Origin of the sequence: Salinimicrobium maris, from assembly GCF_049680855.1 — a bacterium.
In the GTDB taxonomy this organism is placed as follows: Bacteria; Bacteroidota; Bacteroidia; order Flavobacteriales; family Flavobacteriaceae; genus Salinimicrobium.
In genome coordinates this window covers 17,680-39,078 of the sequence record NZ_JBMPGS010000002.1, presented here as the reverse complement: position 1 = coordinate 39,078, position 21,399 = coordinate 17,680, and the positions used below count along the sequence as shown (strand labels likewise).

Genomic DNA, 21,399 nt, shown 5'->3' with positions numbered 1-21,399 from the left:
TTTTCTAAATTAAATAAACAAAGATACATATATGAATAATATCAAAATACTTTGGGTAGATGATGAAATTGATTTGCTAAAACCGCATATTCTCTTTCTCGAGGGGAAAGGATATGAAGTTCACAAATGCCAGAGTGGAACAGAAGCGCTTGAGGAAGTCGAAAATGTGAATTTTGATATTGTTTTTTTAGACGAAAATATGCCGGGTCTCAGCGGCCTCGAAACTCTTTCTGAAATTAAGGAGAAGCAGGCCAATCTTCCGGTGGTTATGATCACGAAAAGTGAAGAGGAATACATCATGGAGGAAGCCATAGGCTCCAAAATAGCAGATTATCTTATAAAACCGGTAAACCCAAACCAGATTCTGTTAAGCCTGAAGAAAAATCTCGATCATTCCCGGCTGGTTTCAGAAAAGACTACCTCCAGCTATCAGCAGGAGTTTAGAAAAATAGCGATGGAAATGGCCATGATCAATGACCACAAAGGATGGGCAGATCTTTATCAAAAATTGATCTATTGGGAACTGGAGCTTGAAAATATTGAAGACCCGGGAATGTTTGAAATCCTGGAGTCTCAAAAAGTGGAAGCAAACTCTCAATTTTTTAAGTTCATTGAAAAAAATTATCCGGGCTGGTTTGAAAAAGATGCCGATGCCCCAATTATGTCTCATACCCTGTTTAGGGAAAAAGTTTTGCCCGAAATAAGTAAGGAAAGACCTACTCTTCTTGTAGTTATAGACAATATGAGATATGACCAGTGGAAGGCTTTTGAACCTGTGGTAAACAATTACTATAAAAAGGAGCAGGAAATGCCATTTTACAGCATTCTTCCAACCGCTACTCAATACGCCAGGAATGCCATTTTCTCTGGATTGATGCCTAGTGAGATGCAAAAATTACATCCCGATCTCTGGAAAAACGATACAGATGAAGGAGGTAAAAACATGCACGAAAATGACTTCTTGGAGGGACAACTAAAAAGACTGGGGAAAAATATAAAATACGAGTATCATAAAATAAGCAGTCTTAAAGCCGGAAAAAAGCTGGTCGAAAATTTTAAAAGTCAGAAGGACAATGACCTTACTGCGGTGGTTTATAATTTTGTAGACATGCTTTCCCACTCCAAAACAGAAATGGAAGTCATTAAGGAACTTGCTTCCACCAACAAATCATATCGCTCATTAACTCACAGTTGGTTTAAGAATTCACCATTGCTAGAAATCATTCAGCAGGCACAGCAACTAGGCTTTAAACTCATCCTAACGACAGACCACGGTACTATTAACGTTAAAAATCCTTCGAAGGTTATAGGTGATAAAGAAACCAGTTTGAATCTTCGGTACAAAACAGGAAAGAGCCTTACTTATGAAGATAAAGAAGTTTTAGCAGCAAAAAATCCAAAATCTATTGGTTTACCTACAATAAATATGAGCAGTTCGTATATTTTTGCCCGTGGAGATCTTTTCTTTGCCTACCCTAACAACTACAATCATTATGTAAGTTATTACAGGAATACCTTCCAGCATGGAGGGGTCTCTCTTGAGGAAATGATCATTCCGTTCGTAGTGTTATCTCCTAGGTAACAATTAATTACATATATTTACAACTTTAAATCTTTTGAAATAAATGGTAAAGACCTACCTGCTGTCAGAAATTGATTCTGTTGCCCGGGAGATCCTTGACAACACCAAAAGCAAGACCCTCTTGTTCTATGGAGAAATGGGCGCCGGAAAGACGACTCTCATCAAATCCCTTGTAAAAGCCTTAGGAGCTACTGATATTGCCTCCAGCCCTACCTTTTCTTTAGTAAACGAATACGAAACTGAAATTGAACCCATTTATCATTTCGATTTCTACAGAATTGAAAATGAAAATGAAGCTTTAGACATGGGAATTGAAGATTATTTAAATTCCACCGCCTGGAAATTTATTGAATGGCCTCAAAAAATTGAGAAATTTATTGAAAGTGAGGTGCAGAAAGTGGAAATTTCGAGCTTAGACAAAGCTTCAAGAATGTTAAAATTAAGTTAAAAAAATAAGGATTTTTCTAATTGCCCTCACCCTTCGTTTTGTAGGTTTTTTCTTTCCTAAACAGGATTATCGGAAATAATCATTTTTTTATTTGTGCAGTTGAACTAAAAATTGACTAATTTTAACAGAAATGAAACGATATTTGCATTGTAAAAAAGACGAAAAAATTGCTCAAAAAAGGGCGCAAAAGTACGAATAATGTATTTATAATTAGCGTGTTGTAATTTTATAGGTTTGCTTCAGTAATCAAAACAAAAACCCTTAAAAACCTTATAAAATGAAAATCAAAGCTATTATCTTCGCCGCAACTATTTTTGGAGCTACTTTATTTGCAACTTCAAACACTGGTAACAACGATAATCAGAATGAAATTAAAAAATCGGCAATCGATAGAAGACTCATCAAAGTTCCTACTAACGGGTAGTATTATAGCTTTAATAATTGCTCTAACACCATTTATTTTTTATTTATATGAGATTTTCCCAAGCGGTTCCGTTTGGGAAACTTCTTTTTTTACATATGAGAGCCTTTATTATAAAAGTGTTCTAGCTGCAGCATGGACCTATTTAGGTAAATTAATTCCACTCATGTTATTGCTAATATGGTTTTTCACCTGTAAACACTGGTGGTATCATGTAATACTCGTTCCTCTAGTTATGTATGGGTATCAACTTCTCTCTGCATTTTATGAAGATTATTATTTAAATACCATCGATTTAGACAACGGGGATTTAATTTATCTTGCACCATTTTTCATCATTATTCTCTCTATAGTATATTTAGTAAGAATAAGAATTTTTGACCGCATATATGGAATAGATCTCAGCGAAATCGAAGAGGAAAATCTTTCCCCTTTTTCAAATCTTTCAGATAAGGATTTCAATGACGTAAAAGAGTTTAGAGAATCGGAAAAAGCTAATGAGCTTCCTGAGGAAGATTATTACGTCAAGCTTTAATATCCTTGCTTTTCTGTCTAAAAAAGTCGTAATTTAAATTCTGTTATTTTTGAATTATGACCGACCAAGTTTCTCCGTTCACAAAAGAACAACTTATTCCGCAGGAAGAAACCTTAGAAATCTACAAACATAAAGGGGAGTTGTTTATTGGGATTCCCCGGGAAAACGCCTACCAGGAAAAACGGGTTTGCCTTACACCAGATGCCGTTGCAGCTATGACTGCACACGGTCACCGCGTCATCGTTGAATCGGGTGCAGGAAACGGCGCAAGTTTTACAGACAAAGATTATTCTGAAGCCGGTGCTGAGATAACTGCCGATACGAAGAAGGTTTTCTCGTGCCCCATGATCCTTAAAGTTGAGCCTCCTACCCTTAAAGAGTTGGATTTGGTCAATCCTCAAACTACCATTATTTCAGCTCTTCAGTTAAAGACCCAGGAAAAGAGTTTTTTTCAGAAGCTGGCGGCAAAAAGAGTTACCGCGCTCGCTTTTGAATTCATTAGGGATGATGATGGATCTTATCCCGCTGTGCGCGCCTTGAGCGAAATCGCAGGAACAGCATCTGTACTCATCGCTTCAGAAATAATGAGTAATAATGCCCAGGGAAATGGGCTTATGTTTGGAAATATTAGTGGAGTACCTCCTATTGAAGTAGTAATACTTGGTGCTGGTACGGTAGGAGAATTTGCAGCACGGTCTGCTCTAGGACTGGGAGCAAACATCAAAGTATTTGACAATTCTCTTACGAGACTCCGAACAATTCAGGCAAACCTGAGCCGACCGCTGCACACATCTACTATTCAGCCTAAGAACCTCATCAAGGCATTAAAAAAGTGTGATGTTGTCATTGGTGCCGTGAGAGGGAAAGATCGCTCTCCCATTTTGGTTACAGAGACCATGGTAGAAAATATGAAAACCGGTGCTGTAATTATTGATGTGAGTATTGATATGGGTGGATGTATTGAAACCAGTGAGATTACCACCCACGATTCCCCTACTTATGTAAACCACGGGGTGATTCATTACTGCGTACCAAATATTCCCTCACGATATGCAAGAACCTCATCCATTTCTATTAGCAATATTTTCACTCCTTACCTGCTGCATATTTCCGAACAGGGCGGCCTGGAAAATACTCTAAGGTTTGATAAAGGTTTGAGAAATGGTTTGTACTTTTACCACGGAATTTTAACCAACAAATCTATTGCAGATTGGTTTGATCTCACTCACAGGGACATCAATCTCTTAATTTTCTAGACTTTCATGAAATTAATTCACCGAATTGGCTACTACCTTGGTGGTTTTGCCATTGGACTAATTATTCTGGCATTCTTCCTAAGCGGAAAAAAAACTTCCTGTGACTATTCTCCAGATGCCCGCGTCCTGAAAAATATTCGCATCAAAGAACGGGAATACTCCACTCAAGCTTTAGAAGATATGAAGCTTTATAAAATAGATTCGGCTCAAATTACTTACATCCTTAATAACGGGGACGTAGATTTTAGCCGAAGTAATACAGATCTTGATTCCTGTAAAACCTATCTAATTAAAGGAAAAGCTTCGAAAAAAAATATGGAACTGCTTTTTCAAAATTGCGACTCTATTGCTACGCTTCAAAAAGTGGCTTTAGAATAACCTTTTTGACACCTTATACAAGAAAGGCTTCAGAAAACTGAAGCCTTTTTATTTTTTGTTCAGAAGATGTGAACCTAAAGTATTTGAGCTGCGTGATCTTTAGTCTTTACTTTTGAAATTACCTCGGTAATCTTTCCTTCTTCATTGATCACAAATGTGGTTCTATGGATTCCTTCATATTCTTTACCCATAAATTTCTTCGGCCCCCAAACCCCAAATGCATTAATTACTTCTTTGTCTTCATCTGCTAAAAGTGGAAATGGAAGTTCATGTTTATTTTTAAAGTTTTGTTGCCTTTTCATTGAGTCTGCGCTTACTCCCAGGATCTCATACCCTGCAGACCTAAAAGTTTCCCAATTGTCACGCAAATTACATGCTTCGGCTGTACAACCCGGTGTACTTGCTTTAGGATAGAAAAAAACAACCAACTTTTTTCCTTTATAGTCTTCAAGGCTGTGTTGATTCCCGTCCTGGTCCTTTGCTGAAAATTCGGGTGCGTTATCCCCTTCTTTTAATGTTGTCATAATTCTTACTTTTGTCTCAAAGTTAATCATAAATGAACAAGCAGGAAAAAGTACAGTTTGTAATAGACACTCTCAAAGAAATATATCCCACAGTTCCCATCCCTCTTGATCATAAAGATCCTTACACGCTTTTAATTGCCGTCCTCATGTCTGCACAAAGTACAGATGTGCGGGTAAATCAAATTACCCCACTACTCTTCGCCAAGGCAGATAATCCATATTCCATGATCAGGCTGTCAATTGATGAAATAAGGGAAATCATAAAGCCGGTGGGTCTTTCTCCCATGAAAGCCAAAGGAATTTACGGACTTTCAAAAATACTTATTGCAAAACACGACGGGAAGGTTCCAGCAGATATCGAGGCGCTGGAGGAATTGCCCGCTGTAGGACACAAAACAGCAAGCGTGGTGATGTCACAGGCTTTTGATGTGCCCTCTTTTCCTGTGGATACACATATCCATCGTCTCATGTACCGCTGGAATCTTTCTAACGGAAAAAATGTGGTCCAGACAGAAAAGGATGCAAAAAGGCTATTTCCGAAGGAACTTTGGAATGAACTTCACCTTCAAATCATTTGGTACGGTAGAGAATATTCCCCGGCTCGTGGCTGGAACCTAGAAAAAGACGTAATTACCAGAACGATTGGCAGAAAAAGTGTATTGGAGGAATACCTGAAGAAGAAAACCAACACCAGAAAAAAGAAATAAAAAAATCCTGCCCTGGCAGGATTTTTTTAATCAGCTAATTCTAATTTTCACAGCAAAAATTTGGCACCCATAAATCTGGAAACCTCATAAAGTTTAAATTTCTAATTCATAAAAGACTCAAATTGAAGGGTTTTATACCTGCTTATCTTCAAGGCTTTAGAATAATTCAAAAGAAATTGTATACTTTCTTTTTTCGGTTGTAAATAATTCACTTTTAGAGAAGAATTCTTAGAGTAGAGTTTTGCCATTATTACACGATTAAGATTATACCATGAATAACGGATTTAAAACCCGTATATTGTCTTAATTTGTTAAAGTCAAGTTATGTTTTTCTATAACTTTTCTTAAATTTATTAAAGCATACCTCATTCTACCCAATGCCGTATTAATACTTACGCCTGTTCTTTCAGATATTTCCTTAAAGCTCATTTCTTTATAAATACGCATTACAAGCACCTCTAGCTGGTCTTCCGGAAGTTCTTTGATCAACTCCTTTACATCGGCTTCTATTTGATCTTTAATAATTTGCTTTTCAGCATTAAGGTCAGAATCACTTAGAACAGAAAAGATGTTGAAATCACCGCTGGTTTCAAATTTCGGCATCCTTTTATTTTTTCTGAAGTGATCAATAACCAAATTATGGGCAATACGCATAACCCAGGGTAAAAATTTCCCCTCTTCATTATACTTACCTCTCTTTAAGGTACGAATCACCTTAATGAAAGTATCCTGAAAAACATCATCGGCGACATCTTTGTCAAATACTTTGGAATAAATAAAACTGTAAATACGTTGTTGGTGGCGGTCAATTAGAATAGATAATGAATTCTCATTTCCATTCATATATTTCTTTACAAGACAAGCATCGGTTAGCTCAACATGTTCCATAAGAGTTACTTTTTTAACAGGGGTTGGGGAGACCTGTAGGTTAGTTATTAGTTCAAAAAGTAACTTTATATTATAGGCGTTGAGTTTTGGTGTTAACTAGGAGCAAATATAACATGAAAATTTTCACATGCACAAGAAAAAGTTAAATTTTTTAACAAACTAATCTTCAATAGATTGCTTTCCCCACTCCTGCCTCAGAAAACAATTGTTTAAGTATCTTTGCAGCTACAAAGAATTTATGATTATGACAGTCGATGTTTCGCAAATAGATCCCAAAGAAAATATCATAATAAAAGGAGCCAAACTCCATAATCTAAAAAATATTAATGCGGTCATTCCCAGAAATAAACTGATAGTGCTAACAGGACTTTCGGGTTCGGGTAAGTCTTCCCTGGCTTTCGATACGCTCTATGCCGAAGGACAAAGAAGGTATGTGGAAAGTCTTTCGTCTTATGCGCGACAATTTTTAGGCAGGCTGAATAAGCCGCAGGTGGATTATATTAAAGGAATTGCCCCCGCGATAGCGATTGAGCAAAAGGTGAATTCTACCAATCCAAGATCTACAGTTGGCACCTCAACTGAAATATATGATTACCTCAAACTGCTTTTCGCACGCATTGGCAGGACGTACTCCCCTATCTCCGGAAATGAAGTAAAAAAAGATACCGTCACAGATGTCATCAACTTCATAAAATCCTTCCCTGAAGGAGAAAAAATGTTGTTGTTGGCTCCTGTTCATATTGAGGAAGGACGAACTCCGGAAGAGAAATTGAAAGTACTTCTGCAACAAGGCTACAGTAGGATTAAGTTAAAGGATAAGGTTGCGAGAATAGATGAAACGAATCTTTCTAAAATAGAACCCAGGGATCTCTCGCTGGTTGTGGACAGGATAGTTACGAAAGATGATGAGGATTTTTACAATCGCCTCGCCGATGCTGTTCAAACTGCCTTCTTTGAAGGTAAAGGAGAATTAACTATTGAAATATTATCCAAAAAGAAAATAAGGCAATTCAGTAACAAATTCGAGCTGGATGGAATGAGCTTTCTCGAACCCAATGTACATCTTTTCAGTTTTAATAATCCTTATGGCGCCTGTCCAAAATGTGAAGGTTATGGCGATGTAATTGGTATTGATGAGGATTTAGTAATACCCAATACCTCGCTTTCTGTGTACGAAAATGCCATATTTCCGTGGCGGGGAGAGAGCATGAGTTGGTATCGGGATCAGCTGGTGAATAATTCACACAAATTTGATTTCCCAATTCATAAACCATACTTTGAGCTTAGCGAGGAGCAGAAAGATCTCATTTGGAATGGCAATCAGCATTTTGAAGGATTAAACCAATTTTTTGCATTCTTAGAATCCAAAGCATATAAGATCCAGAACCGTGTGATGCTGTCACGCTACCGCGGAAAAACGAGATGTACCGTTTGCAAAGGCAAAAGACTCCGTCCTGAAGCAGGTTATGTGAAAATAGCAGACACAAATATTATGCAACTGGTGGAAATGCCTTTAAACAAGGTGCGGGATTTCTTCAGTAATCTTCAACTCAATGAATACGATGCAAAAATAGGGAAACGTCTTCTTACCGAGATCAATAACAGGCTGGAGTTTCTATCTAAAGTCGGGCTTGATTATCTAACCCTAAACCGAAAATCAAATACGCTTTCTGGAGGGGAATCTCAAAGAATTAATCTTGCTACCTCCCTTGGGAGCAGCCTTGTAGGCTCTATGTACATACTTGATGAACCTTCCATTGGTCTGCATCCGCGGGATACATTGAAATTAATAGAAGTTTTAAAATCATTAAGAGATCTGGGTAATACAGTTATAGTTGTGGAGCATGACGAAGATATCATGAAAGCGGCCGATGAAATTATTGATATTGGTCCCGAAGCAGGAACACAGGGAGGAGAAGTTGTAGCTACGGGAACTTTTGCAGATATTTTAGCTTCGGAATCACTCACAGCACAATACCTCAACGGTAATTTGGAAATCAAAGTTCCCGAGAAACGACGTACTTCAAAATATCACGTTGATGTTATTGGGGCTCGTGAAAATAACCTGAAGAATATTGATGTACGTTTTCCACTGGGCGTCTTCACTGCGGTGACAGGAGTTTCAGGAAGTGGTAAAAGTACGTTGATTAAAAAAATTCTATACCCGGCAATGCTTAAGGAAATAAGTGGTTATGGAGAAAAACCCGGGCAATTCAGCAAAATAGAAGGCGATATCAAAAAGATCTCTACAGTGGAATTTGTAGATCAAAACCCAATTGGCCGTTCCTCAAGGTCAAATCCGGTCACTTACATCAAAGCCTATGACGATATTAGGAATCTCTTTTCAAATCAAAAACTTTCAGACATCCGTGGATACAAACCGAAGCATTTTTCCTTCAACGTGGATGGAGGACGTTGTGAAACCTGCAAAGGTGAAGGCGAAGTTACTATTGAAATGCAATTTATGGCCGATGTTCACCTGGTTTGCGAAACCTGCAACGGGAAAAGATTCAAAAAAGAGATTTTAGAGGTAACTTTTGATGATAAAAATATTGACGACATTCTTAACTTGACTATTGATGATGCAGTAGCGTTCTTTAGCCAAAATAAAGAAAGTAAGATCGTATCCAAACTTAAACCTTTACAGGATGTTGGGTTGGGCTATGTCCAGCTAGGACAAAGTTCCTCTACGCTTTCGGGCGGTGAAGCGCAGCGTATAAAGCTCGCTTCATTTCTGGTAAAAGGGACAACAAAAGAAAAGGCGCTGTTCATTTTTGATGAACCTACCACCGGATTACATTTTCACGATATTCAAAAACTTTTGAAGTCATTCAATGCGCTCCTGGCCAAAGGACATTCAGTAATAGTTATTGAACATAATATGGATCTTGTAAAGTGCGCAGATCATGTGATTGATCTTGGTACTGAAGGTGGAGAAGCGGGTGGAAACCTAATTGCCACCGGTACACCCGAGGATGTTGCTGCAAACGAAACTTCATTTACAGCTCCCTTCTTAAAAGAAAAATTATAATAGTAAATTTTATTTTTAACACCTCCTATTGTATTAATATCATTCTTGGCACAACCTTTGAATGAAATAATTTGAAATTTAGAGACTTATGATCTTCTTATCATCAGTTACCATTTTAGATTAATAATTTTTTTGGTTGGTTAGTTTGGAAACCCCGTTGTGCTTTTTACAGCCTTCGGGGTTTTCTAATATAGTTTCTTCAACATTTTTGGCACGCCGTTTGAAAGAAATCATTTATCGACTCCAATCGCTTTGTTTCATTTAAATTATTTCATTATGAAAAAGATTTACAGCTTACTTTTTGCTCTATTGGTGATTGGAGGCTCTGCCCTGGCTGAACCAAAAATTTTTGAAGAGAATTTAATATATGGCTACGGAGATGCCTTTATCTTCGTTGAAGGTGGTGTTGAATTTGCCATTTATCCAGATGGGCAGTTTGATTTCTTTTACAACTCCAGAAGAACTGGGTATAATGTGAATGTGGTAACGCCACATGTAAACATTAGTTATAATGCGGGATACAATTATGATCCTTATGTACAGTACGATGATTTTGGAGCGGTCATACAGGTAGAGAATGTTCCTGTTTTCTACGATTATTATGGCAGGATCATTCAGGCAGGAAACGTTTATATATCCTACAATCGTTTTGGAAGAGTGGCCACGATTGGCGGTTTACATTTACATTACAATTCACGTCTAAGGGTTACCCGTTTTTCCGGATATATCAACGCTTATAATCCTCGTTATGTATACAGGCCATGGCATAGTTATTATGTACGACCTCACGTAAATCATACGGTGGTTTATCACCAGCCTTATCGGGCACATTATCATCCTAATCGTTTTGCCTATAATTATTATGTAGATTATTATAGGAAACACAGCAGCACTCACAGAAGAAGCTATTATAGGCCGGGTGAAAATGCAACCGCTTATCATAGAGGGAGCAGAACCCGCGAAGTAAGAGACCTTAGACCGCAAAATTTTAATTCTGATTACACTGTAGCAACAAGAATGGAGTCAAGAAATGAAACCAGAAGTAATTCTGGTACTTCAAGAGATGTGAGGAACACCAGGAAACAACCTACTTATGCTACCGAAAACAGAGGAAGAACCAGGGTATCTGTGAACGAACCACCAACAGTAAGAGATACACGGGCATCTAGAAGTCAGGTAGAGCAAAGGAACAACACAAGAGAGACTTCAAGAGACACTGGAACATATTCCCGGGGAAGATATTCCAGCGCAAATACTCCTGCGGCTAGAAATAAAAGCAGTGAAACAACTGTAACAAGGACCTCTAGGTCTTCTGCCCCAACGGCGACAACTAACAGTAATTCCAGAAGCTCGCGCGGAAGGGGAAATTAAGAAATGAATCGATTTTTGGTTGGTTAGTTGAAAAACTCCTCAAATGTGTAAGAACTTTGAGGAGTTTCTTTTGTTAGCGGAATAACTTTTTCAGAAATTTTTCAATGATAATATTGATGTCCTGTGAAAGCTGCATGTAAAAAATTAAAGGCAAATAGAGAAGCCCAAGAATAGCAGACTTCAGAAAAATGTTTACCACCGGATGAAAAGGAAAATCCCAGAAATAAAATCCAAGAGAAAAAGCAAGAACAAGTCCTAAACCATATATGGTCTTCATACTAAATGGGAAGATCTTAAATTTTCTACCTACTATAAAAATTTTAGAGGTGTTGTAGACAGCATAAGCAATGAAGGTTGCCATTGCAGCCCCAAAAATGCCATATTCCGGTATAAATATTAGATTCAGGATAAAAGCTAAAACGGCTAACATCACACCAATGGCAAGTACCAGCCGGTAGTAATCGGAATTAAACAAAATCGCATTGTTGTTTCCCATGAGGTTATCATAAAGTTTAACGCAGGAAATAAGCACCACGATAGAAAAACTAATTTGATATTCATCGGGAATTAATTCATACAGCTGCCGCACATTCGTAACGATCAGTAAAAAAATGAATCCACTCACGAGCAAAAGATTAATAGAGCTTTTTTTATACAGATCATCCAGCCCTGCACGATCTCTGTTATTTAAAAGTGTGGCGGTCATAGGATAAGTGATTTGATGCATCGCGCGGGAAGGAACAGCAATAACAGAAGCTATATACACCGCAATTCCGTAGATGGCGACATTTTCAATTGGCAGAAACCTTTCGATCATCACCTTATCTAAATCCAGAAGCACCATCGCAATAGATCCTGCAATTAGGATCAAAGCCGAATATTTCATTATTGAAGATTTATTCGCAGGTAATTCAAACCTGACCTTCGGAAAATAAAGCGAAAAAGCATAGAGTTTCATTGCTAACGCCCGAAAGATAAAAACTCCGGAAAGGCTGTAAATGAATTCTGATACACTGATCCAGCCTACATATACCATCAACAGTAAAACCGAAACGCACAGTCGGTGAAAAACCTCTTTCATAAAGTTCCCAAAGACGCTTTGATAATTTACTTTTGACCAGGAAAAAAACACTTCAAAATAGGAAGTTGCGACTGCGATCACGAAAATAAGCCACACATACGGCTGTACCAGCTCGTTCCCATCTGAAAAATAATCCAAAATAAACCCGTAGGAAATGTAACCTACTGCTCCCAAAATGATTGAAATTCCTAATGGAAGAATTAAAATGAGGGTAAGAAGTTTGTCTTTTTCATCTTTTGTGGAATAAGAGGAAAAAAATTTCACAAGCGTATTATGAACTCCAAAAGCCATGAGCGGCCAGATAAGGTTTGCTGCGGAAAGCAAAAAACTCACCAGCCCGTAATACTCCTGTTCAAGAAAATTCGTGTACAGAAAAAGGGTATTTATAGCTCCAATCCCAAAGCCGGCATACGTAGTCACCAGATTTTTAGCAGATTGATTGATAATTATTCCCATGAATTTTCTTCGGATTGGCCGACGCTAAAGTAACTTACTTAATTCTCCCGTAAGTGCTTTTCGGTGGTATTTTTGAAGACCAACAGCATTTACTTCAAGATTGTTTTCTTTAAAAGCATTATAGCTCTCCAAGATGTGCATTTTCAGCTCCTTTTTTTCAGAATATTCAAAGAACTTCCCGGTATTCGTTTCGGTAATAATCTTTTTGATATCGGCTCCTGCGGGCCCCACAGCAATAATGGGCCTGCCGCTTACCATATATTCAAATATTTTCCCGGGAATAATTCCACGAGTTTCTTCGCTATCAATTTCTATTAATAGCAGCATTTGAGCGCTTTTCTGAAGCTTTAAGGCTTCCCGGTGGGATACATACCCCTTCAATTCAAGAAAATCTGATAATCCTGCGGCACGAATGGAATTAAGAACCTGTTCTCCTACCGCACCTGCAAGCTTCATTTTAAAATCTTCTTTAAAAGTGTCATTTTCAGATGTCAATTCAGCAATTGCTTTCCAAAGATTTACAGGATTTCTTCCGGAAAGAAGAGAACCAATATGTGAAAGAGTAAATTTTTCATCCCTTTTCACCTCCTGATGATTCTGCACATCATAGCCATTGGTAATTACCGAAACCGGCGTCGTCGTCTTTTCCCTGAACTCATTTCTTGTGGTAAAACTGGTAGTAATAAGATGATCTGCATTATGCAAAACCCTTCTTTCCAGTTCACGATGTTGTAATTGGGAAGTTTCGGTCAATCTCAGCTTTTCATGATAGCCAATGCTCGTCCAGGGGTCTCTAAAGTCAGCGATCCATTTCAGGTCCAGTTCTTCCTTTAACCCAAGTCCGATTAAATGCAGGCTGTGTGGCGGACCGGTAGTAATAATTTTCTTGATCTCGTTGTCCTGTAAATATTCTGAAAGGAATTTTATAGATGGTTTTATCCAGTACTTACGTGCATCAGGAATAAAGAAATTCCCCCGGATAAAAATCATGGCCTTTTGCAGCAGACTTTGTTTTTCCTCTTCAGCAATGATCCCTGAACTTATTTGCTGCGTATTCTTTTTAGAGAAAATCTTTGCCAAAGAATAGGGTTCAAAAATCCTTTTTTTGACTACTGTTACATGCTGTGGCACTTCTTCCTCCAGAGATGAATCCAGCAACGGGTAATGAGGGTTTTCAGGAACATAGACTATGGGATCGTAACCAAAATCCTTGAGGTACTTAGTGAATTTAAGCCATCGCTGCACACCGGGTCCTCCTGCGGGAGGCCAATAATAAGTGATGATCAGGACTTTTTCCATAGGCTGACCTATTAATTATTCCTTGTTCCTGTAACTGAAAACGATGCCTCCTATAAGCAAAATTCCCAGCAATAAAGAACTTACAAGAGCAATTGAACTGCCAGTTTCAACGACTTCGGGCTCAAAGCTGAAGGTAACCTCATGCTCCCCGGCAGGCAAAACCATCGCTCTAAGGGTGTAATTCGCCCTAAAGTGCGGTGCAGGTTCACCATCAATATAGGCCTGCCAGCCATGAGGATAATATATTTCTGAAAAGACCGCTAGCTGCTCCTCCTTTGCTGAATACCTGTACAAAATTTCATTGGGTTCATAATTTACCAGTTCAATGGTCACAGCAGCATCCTTTTTGAAATTCAATTTGGGAAGATATTCTCTGAAGTTTTCATTCACAACTGCCGTTTCTGAAGCATCAAAGTTCTCCAGAGCAAGAATTTCCTCATTGGCATTTTCAACCAGCTGAATATCTTCAACAAACCAGGCATTTCCGAGGGTTTCAGGATTTTGTTGGGCCACCACACCTTCTTCGGTAGGAACTATGAAATATTTGGTGTTTAACATATTCAACACTTTCATATTGTTCTGGGAGATATAGAAATCGTACAACTCCTGCATTCTTCCAGGTTTGGCCGCATGATAGCCACCAATAGAATTATGAAAGTAAGAAGTTCTTGCAGTGTTAAACGGATTTCCGGAGAGATCAAAAACTCTGTAATGTCCATCGTCCTGCATGATCTGTAAATCTGCCTGGTTCGCCTGGAAGGGCTGGTTTACCATTCGGGAGTTCACAAAATCATCATTATTGACATACCTACGATCTACTCCTACAAGATCTACTACAATTAAGACAGCAAAAAGAACAATTGATAGATTTCTGCTCAATTTCTCTTTTAAGTAAAACCAGATCACCGCCGCAGAAAAGAGAACAAAAATGAGTGATCTGAAAGTATCTGCCGTAAAAACCGCTTTTCTATCCTCTTTTAAAGCCCTTAAAAAATCGGGACCCAATTGCTGCAGCATTGCGCCGTCGCCTGTTGCTGAAAAATCAAAGAGAATCGATTTAAACAAGAGAAAGATTACTGAAAGTCCGCCGGTGATGATCGTTGCCCATTTTAAGGCATGCAATTTCACATCTTTTGCTTCTGAAGAATAAAAAAGCTTTGATAAACCAACCACGGCAAGAACCGGGACGCATAGTTCAATAATCACCTGGATAGATGATACCGCCCTGAACTTATTGTACATTGGTACAAAGTCAATGAAAAAGTCTGTTAACAGACCGAAGTTTTTACCCCAGGACAGTAAAAGTGCGAGAATAGAACCTCCCACGATCCACCATTTTAAACGCCCCTTTACAAGGTACAGCGCAAAAATGAAGAAAAAGATTACAGTTGCACCAATATAAGCCGGCGCTCCAACAAAAGGTTGATCTCCCCAATAAGTTGGCGCAGACTGGGCAAAATTGGCTGCCTGTGCAGGGCTTGCTCCTACTTTTAATAAAGCAGCATACATTTTAGATTCTGTTCCCACATCTTCTGCGCTGGAACCACCCATAAACCTTGGAATAAAAAGGTTTAAGCTTTCCAGGACACCATAACTATATTCAGTAATATAGGAATAATCAAGACCTGCAGGTTTGTCTTCTGCTCCTTCGGGCGTGATGGTGAGACCCCTGTCTCCACGTGTACTAAATTCCGCATACTCCTGCGTTGCCAGTAGATTTGTAGCGTTTGCTCCAATAGCGAGAACGACGGCAGCAACCATTACTCCCAAAGCTTTAAAATACTGCGGAAGGATCTTTTTCCTGTAAGCATCAATGAGATAGACGATTCCCAGTACAATGACAAGCAAGAGAAGGTAATAGGTCATCTGGAAGTGATTCGCACTAATTTCCAGGGCCATTCCAAAGGCTAAAAGTAGAAACCCCGGATTAAATCTGTTTCTGAAGCAAAGCAGAATTCCGCCAAGAACCCACGGCATATAAGCAATGGCATGTGCCTTTGCATTGTGACCCACGCCAAGTATTATTATAAGATAAGTAGAAAATCCGAAAGCAAGGGCACCCAAAAATGCCAGTTTATAGTCAAGTTTTAGAACAAGTAACAGGATGTAAATCCCAATAAAATAAAGAAATAGATAATCTGCAGGACGAGGTAAAAATCGTAGGGTACGATCAAGCTTCTTGATGTAATTATGAGGATAATTGGCGCCTAACTGGTAGGTGGGCATCCCACCAAAAGCAGCATCTGTCCAGTAAGGCTCCTGCCCTGTTCTCTCCCTAAAGTCATTTTGCTCCTTGGCCATGCCAATATACTGGGCGATATCACTTTGGAAAATCTCTTTTCCCTGCAGAACCGGATAAAAATATGCAAGTGAAATAATAATAAAACCTGCAAGAACTGCTAAGTGAGGGAGAAATCGCTTTATAGAACCACTCATAAAAAGTACATTTTGGAAGGGAAATTAGTCAATTTCTTCATAATCGATATATTCACCCACGTCATTGTTAGATTTCCTTTTGTTTTTCGGTTTCTTATCGATCGTTACATCTCCTTCTCTTTTTTTGGCTCTGCCAGAAGTATCAAACTGGTTAAATTTCTTTTCAAACTGCTTTCCCACCTTCCGCAGTATATATTTCATTAGAAGCGGACCAAACCAGCGAATAAGTATTTTAATTCCGAAGTAGATAACAAGAATGATTAGAATCACCCTAATCACTTCAGAAAATGAAGCTTCGTACATTATTAAATTTTTGGTAAAATTACTATTCTGCCTAAAGAAAACCACCATTCCAGGCCAAAAAAATATAGAAATATCTATATTTGAGTCGAACAAATTGGTCCGTATTATGCAGCTCTCCCGCATCTTTTTACTTTTTCTTATCTTCGGAAGCTTTTCAATTCAAGCCCAGTATACCGAGACCATAAATTCAAACCGTCCGGGAAATTCACAGGGCGCATTCTCTGTAGGAACAGGAGTATTACAACTGGAAACAGGAGGAAAATTTGGAGAAGACCAGCACAATCTGCTAAATACAACCACGGATCTTTGGGGAATAGATTATGAACTTCGCTTTGGAGTCCTTTTTGAACAGCTGGAAATCAATTTTTCAGGATCTTTTCTTTCCAGCACCACAAACTATATTGTAGCCGGTGAAGAAGAAAGTTATCAAATACGCGACTTTGAAACCAATACCCTGGGAATTAAATACCTCGTATTTGATCCCTATAAAACCTGGCAGGACAGAAAAGTAAATTTGTACAGCTGGAAGGCCAACCAACGTTTTGACTGGCGTAAACTCATTCCCGCAGTCTCACTTTATGCAGGTGCCAATTATTCCTTTAAAGACAATCCTTACTTGTACCAGGGAGAAGGGCAGCTGAGTCCTAAAGTAGCTTTAATTACCCAGCACAACTGGAACGGCGGATGGGTTTTTGTTACCAATGTTATAGCAGACAAAATTGGGCAGGAGTTTCCTACCTATATGGGGATTGCAACCTTGACCCATTCTTTTAGCTCTAAATTTGCAGCTTTTGGAGAATTCCAGACCATTATCAGTGATATATACAGTGACGAAATAGCCAGAGCCGGTCTCGCCTATCTCTTTCACCGCAATTTCCAGGCAGATGTCTCAGGTCTTATAAATTTTAAAGAAACCCCCTCAAGATGGCAGGTTGCTCTGGGAGTTTCTTATCGACTTGACATGCATAAAGAAGAGGAATACCTGGAGAAGACAAATGAATAATCACATTTTTCGACATTCCCTCTAAACTCAAAGAAATTGAGCTGTTGTTCCCCAAGAATTTTTGTAAATTGAAAATGGCAGTAAGTTATAGTCCACAGGGCGCCAAACCAAGAATAAGAAATGTTAGATTTTACAGGTAGTTATACAGACCAGTACCAGATTGCCATGGGGCAGGTTTTTTTTTCAAAAAGGCAGACATCGAAAAAAGCCACTTTTGACTATTTTTTTAGAAAGTTACCCTTTAACGGTGGGTATGCGGTGTTTGCAGGTCTGGAAAATATTCTGGAGATCCTGGAGAACTTTAAGTTTTCTGAAGCGGATCTTGAATTTCTGAAAAGCCTGAACCTGGATGAAAAATATTTGGAGTACCTGAAAGATTTCAAATTCCGGGGAAATATTTACAGTATGCGAGAAGGAGAACTTGTTTTTCCTTCTGAACCTATTCTGCGGGTGGAGGCAAATATTATTGAAGCTCAAATAATTGAAACTTTTCTTCTAAACATCTTAAATTTCCAAACCCTGATAGCCACAAAAGCCAGCAGAATGGCCATCCAGGCGAAAGGTAAAACACTTATAGACTTTGGTCTTCGCCGGGCACAGGGCCCCGGAGGTTATTATGCCAGTCGGGCAGCTGTCATAGGCGGCTTTGATGCCAGTAGTAACACACGGGCAGGAAGGGATTTTAACATTCCTGTTTCCGGAACCATGGCGCATTCTTTTATACAGAGCTATGAAAATGAGCTACAGGCTTTCCGGGATTTTGCTGAAGTTCATCCTGAAAATTCTGTTTTACTGGTTGACACCTATGACACCTTAAAAAGTGGGGTACCCAATGCAATTTTGGTAGGAAAAGAGATGGAGGAAAAGGGGCAGCGCTTAAAAGGAATCAGGCTGGACAGTGGCGATCTTGCATATCTGGCAAGAAAATCCCGGCAACTGCTCGACGAAGCCGGTTTGAATTACGTTAAGATTGCAGTATCCAATCAACTAGATGAACATTTGATTAAAAGCTTACTTGACCAGGAAGCGCCAATAGATATCTTTGGAGTGGGTACAAATCTTGTGACGGGTCATCCTGATGCTGCACTGGACGGAGTATACAAACTTGCTTTTTTTGATGGAAAACCAAACATCAAACTTTCTGAAACTATCAAAAAAGTGACCTTGCCTCACAAAAAGGAAGTTCACAGAATTCTGGATTCCGAAGGTAATTTTAGCGGTGCCGATATTATTACAATGGCCGGGGAAAAGGTTTTTGAAATGATGCATCATATTTCTGATCCGCTGAAGTTCCTTTCTCTGAATGGAAGAAATACTGAAATTATACTCGAAAAAGTTATGGAAAACGGTAAAAGAACAACCGCCCCAAAAACTTTGGATGAAATAAAAAATTTCAGTTATCAAAGACTGAAGAAATTACCTCCTGAATATAAACGTTTTTTTAATCCACATATCTACAAAGTTGGAATTAGCGAAGACCTAAAGCAGAGCAGAGATAGCATCTTGAAAGCACATAAAATGAATTAATCATGAAAACTCTGGTAATTGTAGATGTTCAAAATGATTTTATTCCCGGCGGTGCACTTGCAGTTCCTAAAGGGAATGAGGTAGTCCCCATAATTAATGATCTCCTGCCCCATTTTGAACTTATCGTGGCAACTCAGGACTGGCACCCAAATAACCATAAAAGTTTTGCTTCTAATCATGAAAATAAGCAAACCTTTGATATAATTGAATTAGAAGGGCTGGAACAAAAGCTGTGGCCAGATCATTGTATTCAGGATACACCGGGAGCAGATTTTGTATCCTATCTTGAGAACAGGCCTATAGAGGCCATTTTTCGAAAGGGAATGGACCCGGAAATTGACAGCTACAGCGGATTTTATGACAACGGACATAAAAAAAGCACTGGCCTTGCAGGATATCTTAAAGAAAAAGGCACTTCTGAACTCTATTTCTGCGGGCTGGCAGGTGACATATGCGTTTACTTTACTCTTCTTGATGCTTTAAAAGAAGGTTTTACTGCCACTTTGATTGAAGATGCTTCAAAACCTTTAGATACTTCTGATTATCAAAAAGCTAAAGAAGATATCCTCAAAAAAGGAGGAAAAATCGTCCATTCCAAAGATATTTTAAATACTTATCGGTAATTCTTCAGCAGTTCTTTTCATTTTCGATGCCATTTCCTGGTAAACCACCACACCGCAGCCTGTAAAAAAGCCGTTAAAGCCCCCGAAATGACTATGTTTTGAACTGCAGTGAAAATTCCGTGGCTGTATTGATCCCGAAAGGGAGAAGAAAGGTTGAAATCGTTCACCACTACCTGTGTGTAAAAACCAAAGAGACCAAAAGCTATTAAAAGAAATCCGTAGGTAAAATAGAATAGAAAATTGCCCTTTTTAACCCATTTATAGTAGATCGCAGCTAAAATATAAATTACCCACACGATCCAAATGCTTATTTGAAAATGAAGGAGCCTGTTTTGAGCTAATGCAGCATTTTCCTGAAGCTGGATTGCCGCCTCAAGTTGATAAATAGAATATCCGGGATAAAAAATAGTTATTAAGCATAAAACTATTAGAAGTTGTTTTCCAGACATGGTAGAATTTTATTTTGATATTAGAAAAGGGTACATTTAAAATGCACCCTTAAAAAGTAATTAGAGTATTAAAGACAGGTAATGATTAATCGATGATCTTTTTTACTTTATCTTTTAAACCACCTGTCATTTGCTCTTTTTGGGCAAAGCCAGAAGGATGTGGTGCACCTAAATTAGGTTCTTTTCCAAAAGGTTTCGCTTTGTCGAAACTAAATTCTCCTTTACCGTCTATTGATTTCCCTTCGCTCCACCTACCTTTCGCTTTACTCTCGCCATCTATTTTGGTTGAAATGAAGTTATAGTTGAAGTTCTTGTTTTCATCGGCTTGAGGGAATGTATTTGGAATAGGATGATTACCATTTAAACCTCCAAGTTCTTCCAGTACCGCCAACCATTGATTTTGATGCATGGTATCTCGGGCAATAAGGAAGGAAAGCATGTCTTTCATTCCTTTATCTTCTGTTGATTTCCACAATCGGGTAGCCAATACACGTCCTGCAGATTCTGCCGTTACATTAGCGTACATATCTGCTGCCATATTCCCGGTTCCTATCACCCAGGAGCCGTTGAAAGGTACACCACTCGCATCTACAGCCATTGCTCCCATTCCAGAAGAAAGAATATGTCTAGGGTTTGCCCCGCCCATTACCTGCTCCATGAAAGGGCTACCTTCAGCAATCTCATCTTTAAGTTCGTTTGGTGCTCCTTCAAGATTAAGGGCAACTGCTGTAGCCAGTAATTCAATATGAGCCATTTCCTCTGTTCCGGTATCCAGCAACATATCCCTGTATTTTGCAGGTCCTCTCGCATTCCAGGCCTGGAATAAATACTGCAGGCATACTTTCATTTCTCCTTCAATGCCGCCAATGGCCTGTTGCAGCATTTTAGCAAATTGGGGATTAGGCTTGTCAACTTTCACTTCATACTGAAGCTTTCCATCGTGGTAAAACATATTTAAAGTTTTAAAGGTTAGTAATATCCGAAGGAAAATAGTGTCTTGATTTTCACCTTCGAAGTTCCATTCAAGGTACTCATCAATGAATTGAATACAAGTTAATTAACCTCTAAAAATGTGTTATTC

General features: G+C 38.7%; 19 protein-coding genes. 11 read left to right on the top strand and 8 right to left on the bottom strand.

Annotated elements, in window-relative coordinates; translation table 11 throughout:
- The first annotated feature begins 31 nt into the window (after positions 1-31).
- The 5 genes from porX to ACOV1Q_RS05755 all read left to right on the top strand — a co-directional run bounded on the left by porX (position 32) and on the right by ACOV1Q_RS05755 (position 4,620).
- Positions 32-1,582, top strand: coding sequence for a T9SS response regulator signal transducer PorX (gene porX / locus ACOV1Q_RS05775; protein ID WP_424493441.1), 1,551 nt, complete (start codon positions 32-34; stop codon positions 1,580-1,582).
- Between the two features lie 43 nt (positions 1,583-1,625).
- The gene (gene tsaE / locus ACOV1Q_RS05770; protein WP_424493440.1) at positions 1,626-2,030 is read left to right on the top strand and encodes a tRNA (adenosine(37)-N6)-threonylcarbamoyltransferase complex ATPase subunit type 1 TsaE; all 405 of its coding nucleotides are present in this window, start codon (positions 1,626-1,628) and stop codon (positions 2,028-2,030) included.
- Between the two features lie 365 nt (positions 2,031-2,395).
- Positions 2,396-2,986 (top strand): hypothetical protein, encoded by a 591-nt coding sequence (locus ACOV1Q_RS05765; protein ID WP_424493439.1) that lies wholly within the window; start codon positions 2,396-2,398, stop codon positions 2,984-2,986.
- A 56-nt stretch (positions 2,987-3,042) separates the two neighbouring features.
- Positions 3,043-4,242: an alanine dehydrogenase gene (locus tag ACOV1Q_RS05760; protein WP_424493438.1), complete on the top strand. Its 1,200-nt coding sequence runs from the start codon at positions 3,043-3,045 to the stop codon at positions 4,240-4,242.
- A gap of 6 nt (positions 4,243-4,248) precedes the next feature.
- A complete protein-coding gene (locus tag ACOV1Q_RS05755; protein ID WP_424493437.1) occupies positions 4,249-4,620 on the top strand; it encodes a DUF4258 domain-containing protein in 372 nt (123 codons plus the stop codon).
- A gap of 74 nt (positions 4,621-4,694) precedes the next feature.
- On the opposite strand, the gene bcp is transcribed toward ACOV1Q_RS05755, so the two are convergent.
- Positions 4,695-5,144 (bottom strand): thioredoxin-dependent thiol peroxidase, encoded by a 450-nt coding sequence (gene bcp, locus ACOV1Q_RS05750; RefSeq protein ID WP_424493436.1) that lies wholly within the window; start codon positions 5,142-5,144, stop codon positions 4,695-4,697.
- 32 nt (positions 5,145-5,176) lie between these two features.
- On the opposite strand from bcp, the gene ACOV1Q_RS05745 reads away from it, so the two are divergent.
- Positions 5,177-5,851, top strand: a complete 675-nt coding sequence (locus ACOV1Q_RS05745; protein ID WP_424493435.1) for an endonuclease III domain-containing protein — start codon at positions 5,177-5,179, stop codon at positions 5,849-5,851.
- Between the two features lie 303 nt (positions 5,852-6,154).
- Here ACOV1Q_RS05745 and ACOV1Q_RS05740 read toward each other — a convergent pair whose 3' ends face one another.
- A complete protein-coding gene (locus ACOV1Q_RS05740; protein ID WP_424493434.1) occupies positions 6,155-6,739 on the bottom strand; it encodes an RNA polymerase sigma factor in 585 nt (194 codons plus the stop codon).
- Between the two features lie 244 nt (positions 6,740-6,983).
- Here ACOV1Q_RS05740 and uvrA point away from each other — a divergent pair, with 244 nt between their 5' ends.
- Positions 6,984-9,770, top strand: a complete 2,787-nt coding sequence (gene uvrA, locus ACOV1Q_RS05735; protein ID WP_424493433.1) for an excinuclease ABC subunit UvrA — start codon at positions 6,984-6,986, stop codon at positions 9,768-9,770.
- 276 nt (positions 9,771-10,046) lie between these two features.
- Positions 10,047-11,141 (top strand): hypothetical protein, encoded by a 1,095-nt coding sequence (locus ACOV1Q_RS05730; RefSeq protein ID WP_424493432.1) that lies wholly within the window; start codon positions 10,047-10,049, stop codon positions 11,139-11,141.
- Between the two features lie 73 nt (positions 11,142-11,214).
- Here ACOV1Q_RS05730 and ACOV1Q_RS05725 read toward each other — a convergent pair whose 3' ends face one another.
- The 4 genes from ACOV1Q_RS05725 to ACOV1Q_RS05710 are packed head-to-tail and all read right to left on the bottom strand — an operon-like array spanning position 11,215 to position 16,716.
- Positions 11,215-12,678, bottom strand: a complete 1,464-nt coding sequence (locus ACOV1Q_RS05725; protein WP_424493431.1) for an oligosaccharide flippase family protein — start codon at positions 12,676-12,678, stop codon at positions 11,215-11,217.
- A gap of 24 nt (positions 12,679-12,702) precedes the next feature.
- Complete coding sequence (locus tag ACOV1Q_RS05720) at positions 12,703-13,977, bottom strand: glycosyltransferase family 4 protein (RefSeq protein ID WP_424493430.1); 1,275 nt, start codon at positions 13,975-13,977, stop codon at positions 12,703-12,705.
- Positions 13,978-13,992: 15 nt separating this feature from the next.
- Positions 13,993-16,413, bottom strand: a complete 2,421-nt coding sequence (locus ACOV1Q_RS05715; protein ID WP_424493429.1) for a YfhO family protein — start codon at positions 16,411-16,413, stop codon at positions 13,993-13,995.
- A gap of 24 nt (positions 16,414-16,437) precedes the next feature.
- Entirely contained in the window at positions 16,438-16,716 is a 279-nt protein-coding gene (locus tag ACOV1Q_RS05710; RefSeq protein ID WP_424493428.1) for a DUF4834 family protein, read from the bottom strand.
- A 106-nt stretch (positions 16,717-16,822) separates the two neighbouring features.
- Here ACOV1Q_RS05710 and ACOV1Q_RS05705 point away from each other — a divergent pair, with 106 nt between their 5' ends.
- The 3 genes from ACOV1Q_RS05705 (at position 16,823) to pncA (ending at position 19,869) form a co-directional block, all read left to right on the top strand.
- A complete protein-coding gene (locus tag ACOV1Q_RS05705) occupies positions 16,823-17,719 on the top strand; it encodes a transporter (RefSeq protein ID WP_424493427.1) in 897 nt (298 codons plus the stop codon).
- Positions 17,720-17,839: 120 nt separating this feature from the next.
- Entirely contained in the window at positions 17,840-19,246 is a 1,407-nt protein-coding gene (locus tag ACOV1Q_RS05700) for a nicotinate phosphoribosyltransferase (protein WP_424493426.1), read from the top strand.
- 2 nt (positions 19,247-19,248) lie between these two features.
- Positions 19,249-19,869, top strand: a complete 621-nt coding sequence (pncA, locus tag ACOV1Q_RS05695; RefSeq protein WP_424493425.1) for a bifunctional nicotinamidase/pyrazinamidase — start codon at positions 19,249-19,251, stop codon at positions 19,867-19,869.
- Between the two features lie 17 nt (positions 19,870-19,886).
- Here the strand turns inward: pncA and ACOV1Q_RS05690 are convergent, their stop codons facing one another.
- Both ACOV1Q_RS05690 and ACOV1Q_RS05685 read right to left on the bottom strand, forming a co-directional pair.
- Positions 19,887-20,318 (bottom strand): hypothetical protein, encoded by a 432-nt coding sequence (locus ACOV1Q_RS05690; RefSeq protein ID WP_424493424.1) that lies wholly within the window; start codon positions 20,316-20,318, stop codon positions 19,887-19,889.
- Between the two features lie 85 nt (positions 20,319-20,403).
- A complete protein-coding gene (locus ACOV1Q_RS05685) occupies positions 20,404-21,270 on the bottom strand; it encodes a manganese catalase family protein (protein WP_424493423.1) in 867 nt (288 codons plus the stop codon).
- Between the last annotated feature and the right edge of the window lie 129 nt (positions 21,271-21,399).

What these genes read in the sequence shown, in the direction of transcription:
- ACOV1Q_RS05705 (WP_424493427.1), top strand. Translation starts at nt 16,823, where the DNA reads ATGCAGCTCTCCCGCATCTTTTTACTTTTTCTTATCTTCGGAAGCTTT.
- ACOV1Q_RS05755 (WP_424493437.1), top strand. Translation starts at nt 4,249, where the DNA reads ATGAAATTAATTCACCGAATTGGCTACTACCTTGGTGGTTTTGCCATT.
- uvrA (WP_424493433.1), top strand. Translation starts at nt 6,984, where the DNA reads ATGACAGTCGATGTTTCGCAAATAGATCCCAAAGAAAATATCATAATA.
- tsaE (WP_424493440.1), top strand. Translation starts at nt 1,626, where the DNA reads ATGGTAAAGACCTACCTGCTGTCAGAAATTGATTCTGTTGCCCGGGAG.
- ACOV1Q_RS05720 (WP_424493430.1), bottom strand. Translation starts at nt 13,977, where the DNA reads ATGGAAAAAGTCCTGATCATCACTTATTATTGGCCTCCCGCAGGAGGA.
- pncA (WP_424493425.1), top strand. Translation starts at nt 19,249, where the DNA reads ATGAAAACTCTGGTAATTGTAGATGTTCAAAATGATTTTATTCCCGGC.
- ACOV1Q_RS05740 (WP_424493434.1), bottom strand. Translation starts at nt 6,739, where the DNA reads ATGGAACATGTTGAGCTAACCGATGCTTGTCTTGTAAAGAAATATATG.
- ACOV1Q_RS05760 (WP_424493438.1), top strand. Translation starts at nt 3,043, where the DNA reads ATGACCGACCAAGTTTCTCCGTTCACAAAAGAACAACTTATTCCGCAG.
- ACOV1Q_RS05690 (WP_424493424.1), bottom strand. Translation starts at nt 20,318, where the DNA reads ATGTCTGGAAAACAACTTCTAATAGTTTTATGCTTAATAACTATTTTT.
- ACOV1Q_RS05725 (WP_424493431.1), bottom strand. Translation starts at nt 12,678, where the DNA reads ATGGGAATAATTATCAATCAATCTGCTAAAAATCTGGTGACTACGTAT.
- bcp (WP_424493436.1), bottom strand. Translation starts at nt 5,144, where the DNA reads ATGACAACATTAAAAGAAGGGGATAACGCACCCGAATTTTCAGCAAAG.
- ACOV1Q_RS05710 (WP_424493428.1), bottom strand. Translation starts at nt 16,716, where the DNA reads ATGTACGAAGCTTCATTTTCTGAAGTGATTAGGGTGATTCTAATCATT.
- ACOV1Q_RS05730 (WP_424493432.1), top strand. Translation starts at nt 10,047, where the DNA reads ATGAAAAAGATTTACAGCTTACTTTTTGCTCTATTGGTGATTGGAGGC.
- ACOV1Q_RS05700 (WP_424493426.1), top strand. Translation starts at nt 17,840, where the DNA reads ATGTTAGATTTTACAGGTAGTTATACAGACCAGTACCAGATTGCCATG.
- porX (WP_424493441.1), top strand. Translation starts at nt 32, where the DNA reads ATGAATAATATCAAAATACTTTGGGTAGATGATGAAATTGATTTGCTA.
- ACOV1Q_RS05765 (WP_424493439.1), top strand. Translation starts at nt 2,396, where the DNA reads ATGAAATTAAAAAATCGGCAATCGATAGAAGACTCATCAAAGTTCCTA.
- ACOV1Q_RS05745 (WP_424493435.1), top strand. Translation starts at nt 5,177, where the DNA reads ATGAACAAGCAGGAAAAAGTACAGTTTGTAATAGACACTCTCAAAGAA.
- ACOV1Q_RS05685 (WP_424493423.1), bottom strand. Translation starts at nt 21,270, where the DNA reads ATGTTTTACCACGATGGAAAGCTTCAGTATGAAGTGAAAGTTGACAAG.
- ACOV1Q_RS05715 (WP_424493429.1), bottom strand. Translation starts at nt 16,413, where the DNA reads ATGAGTGGTTCTATAAAGCGATTTCTCCCTCACTTAGCAGTTCTTGCA.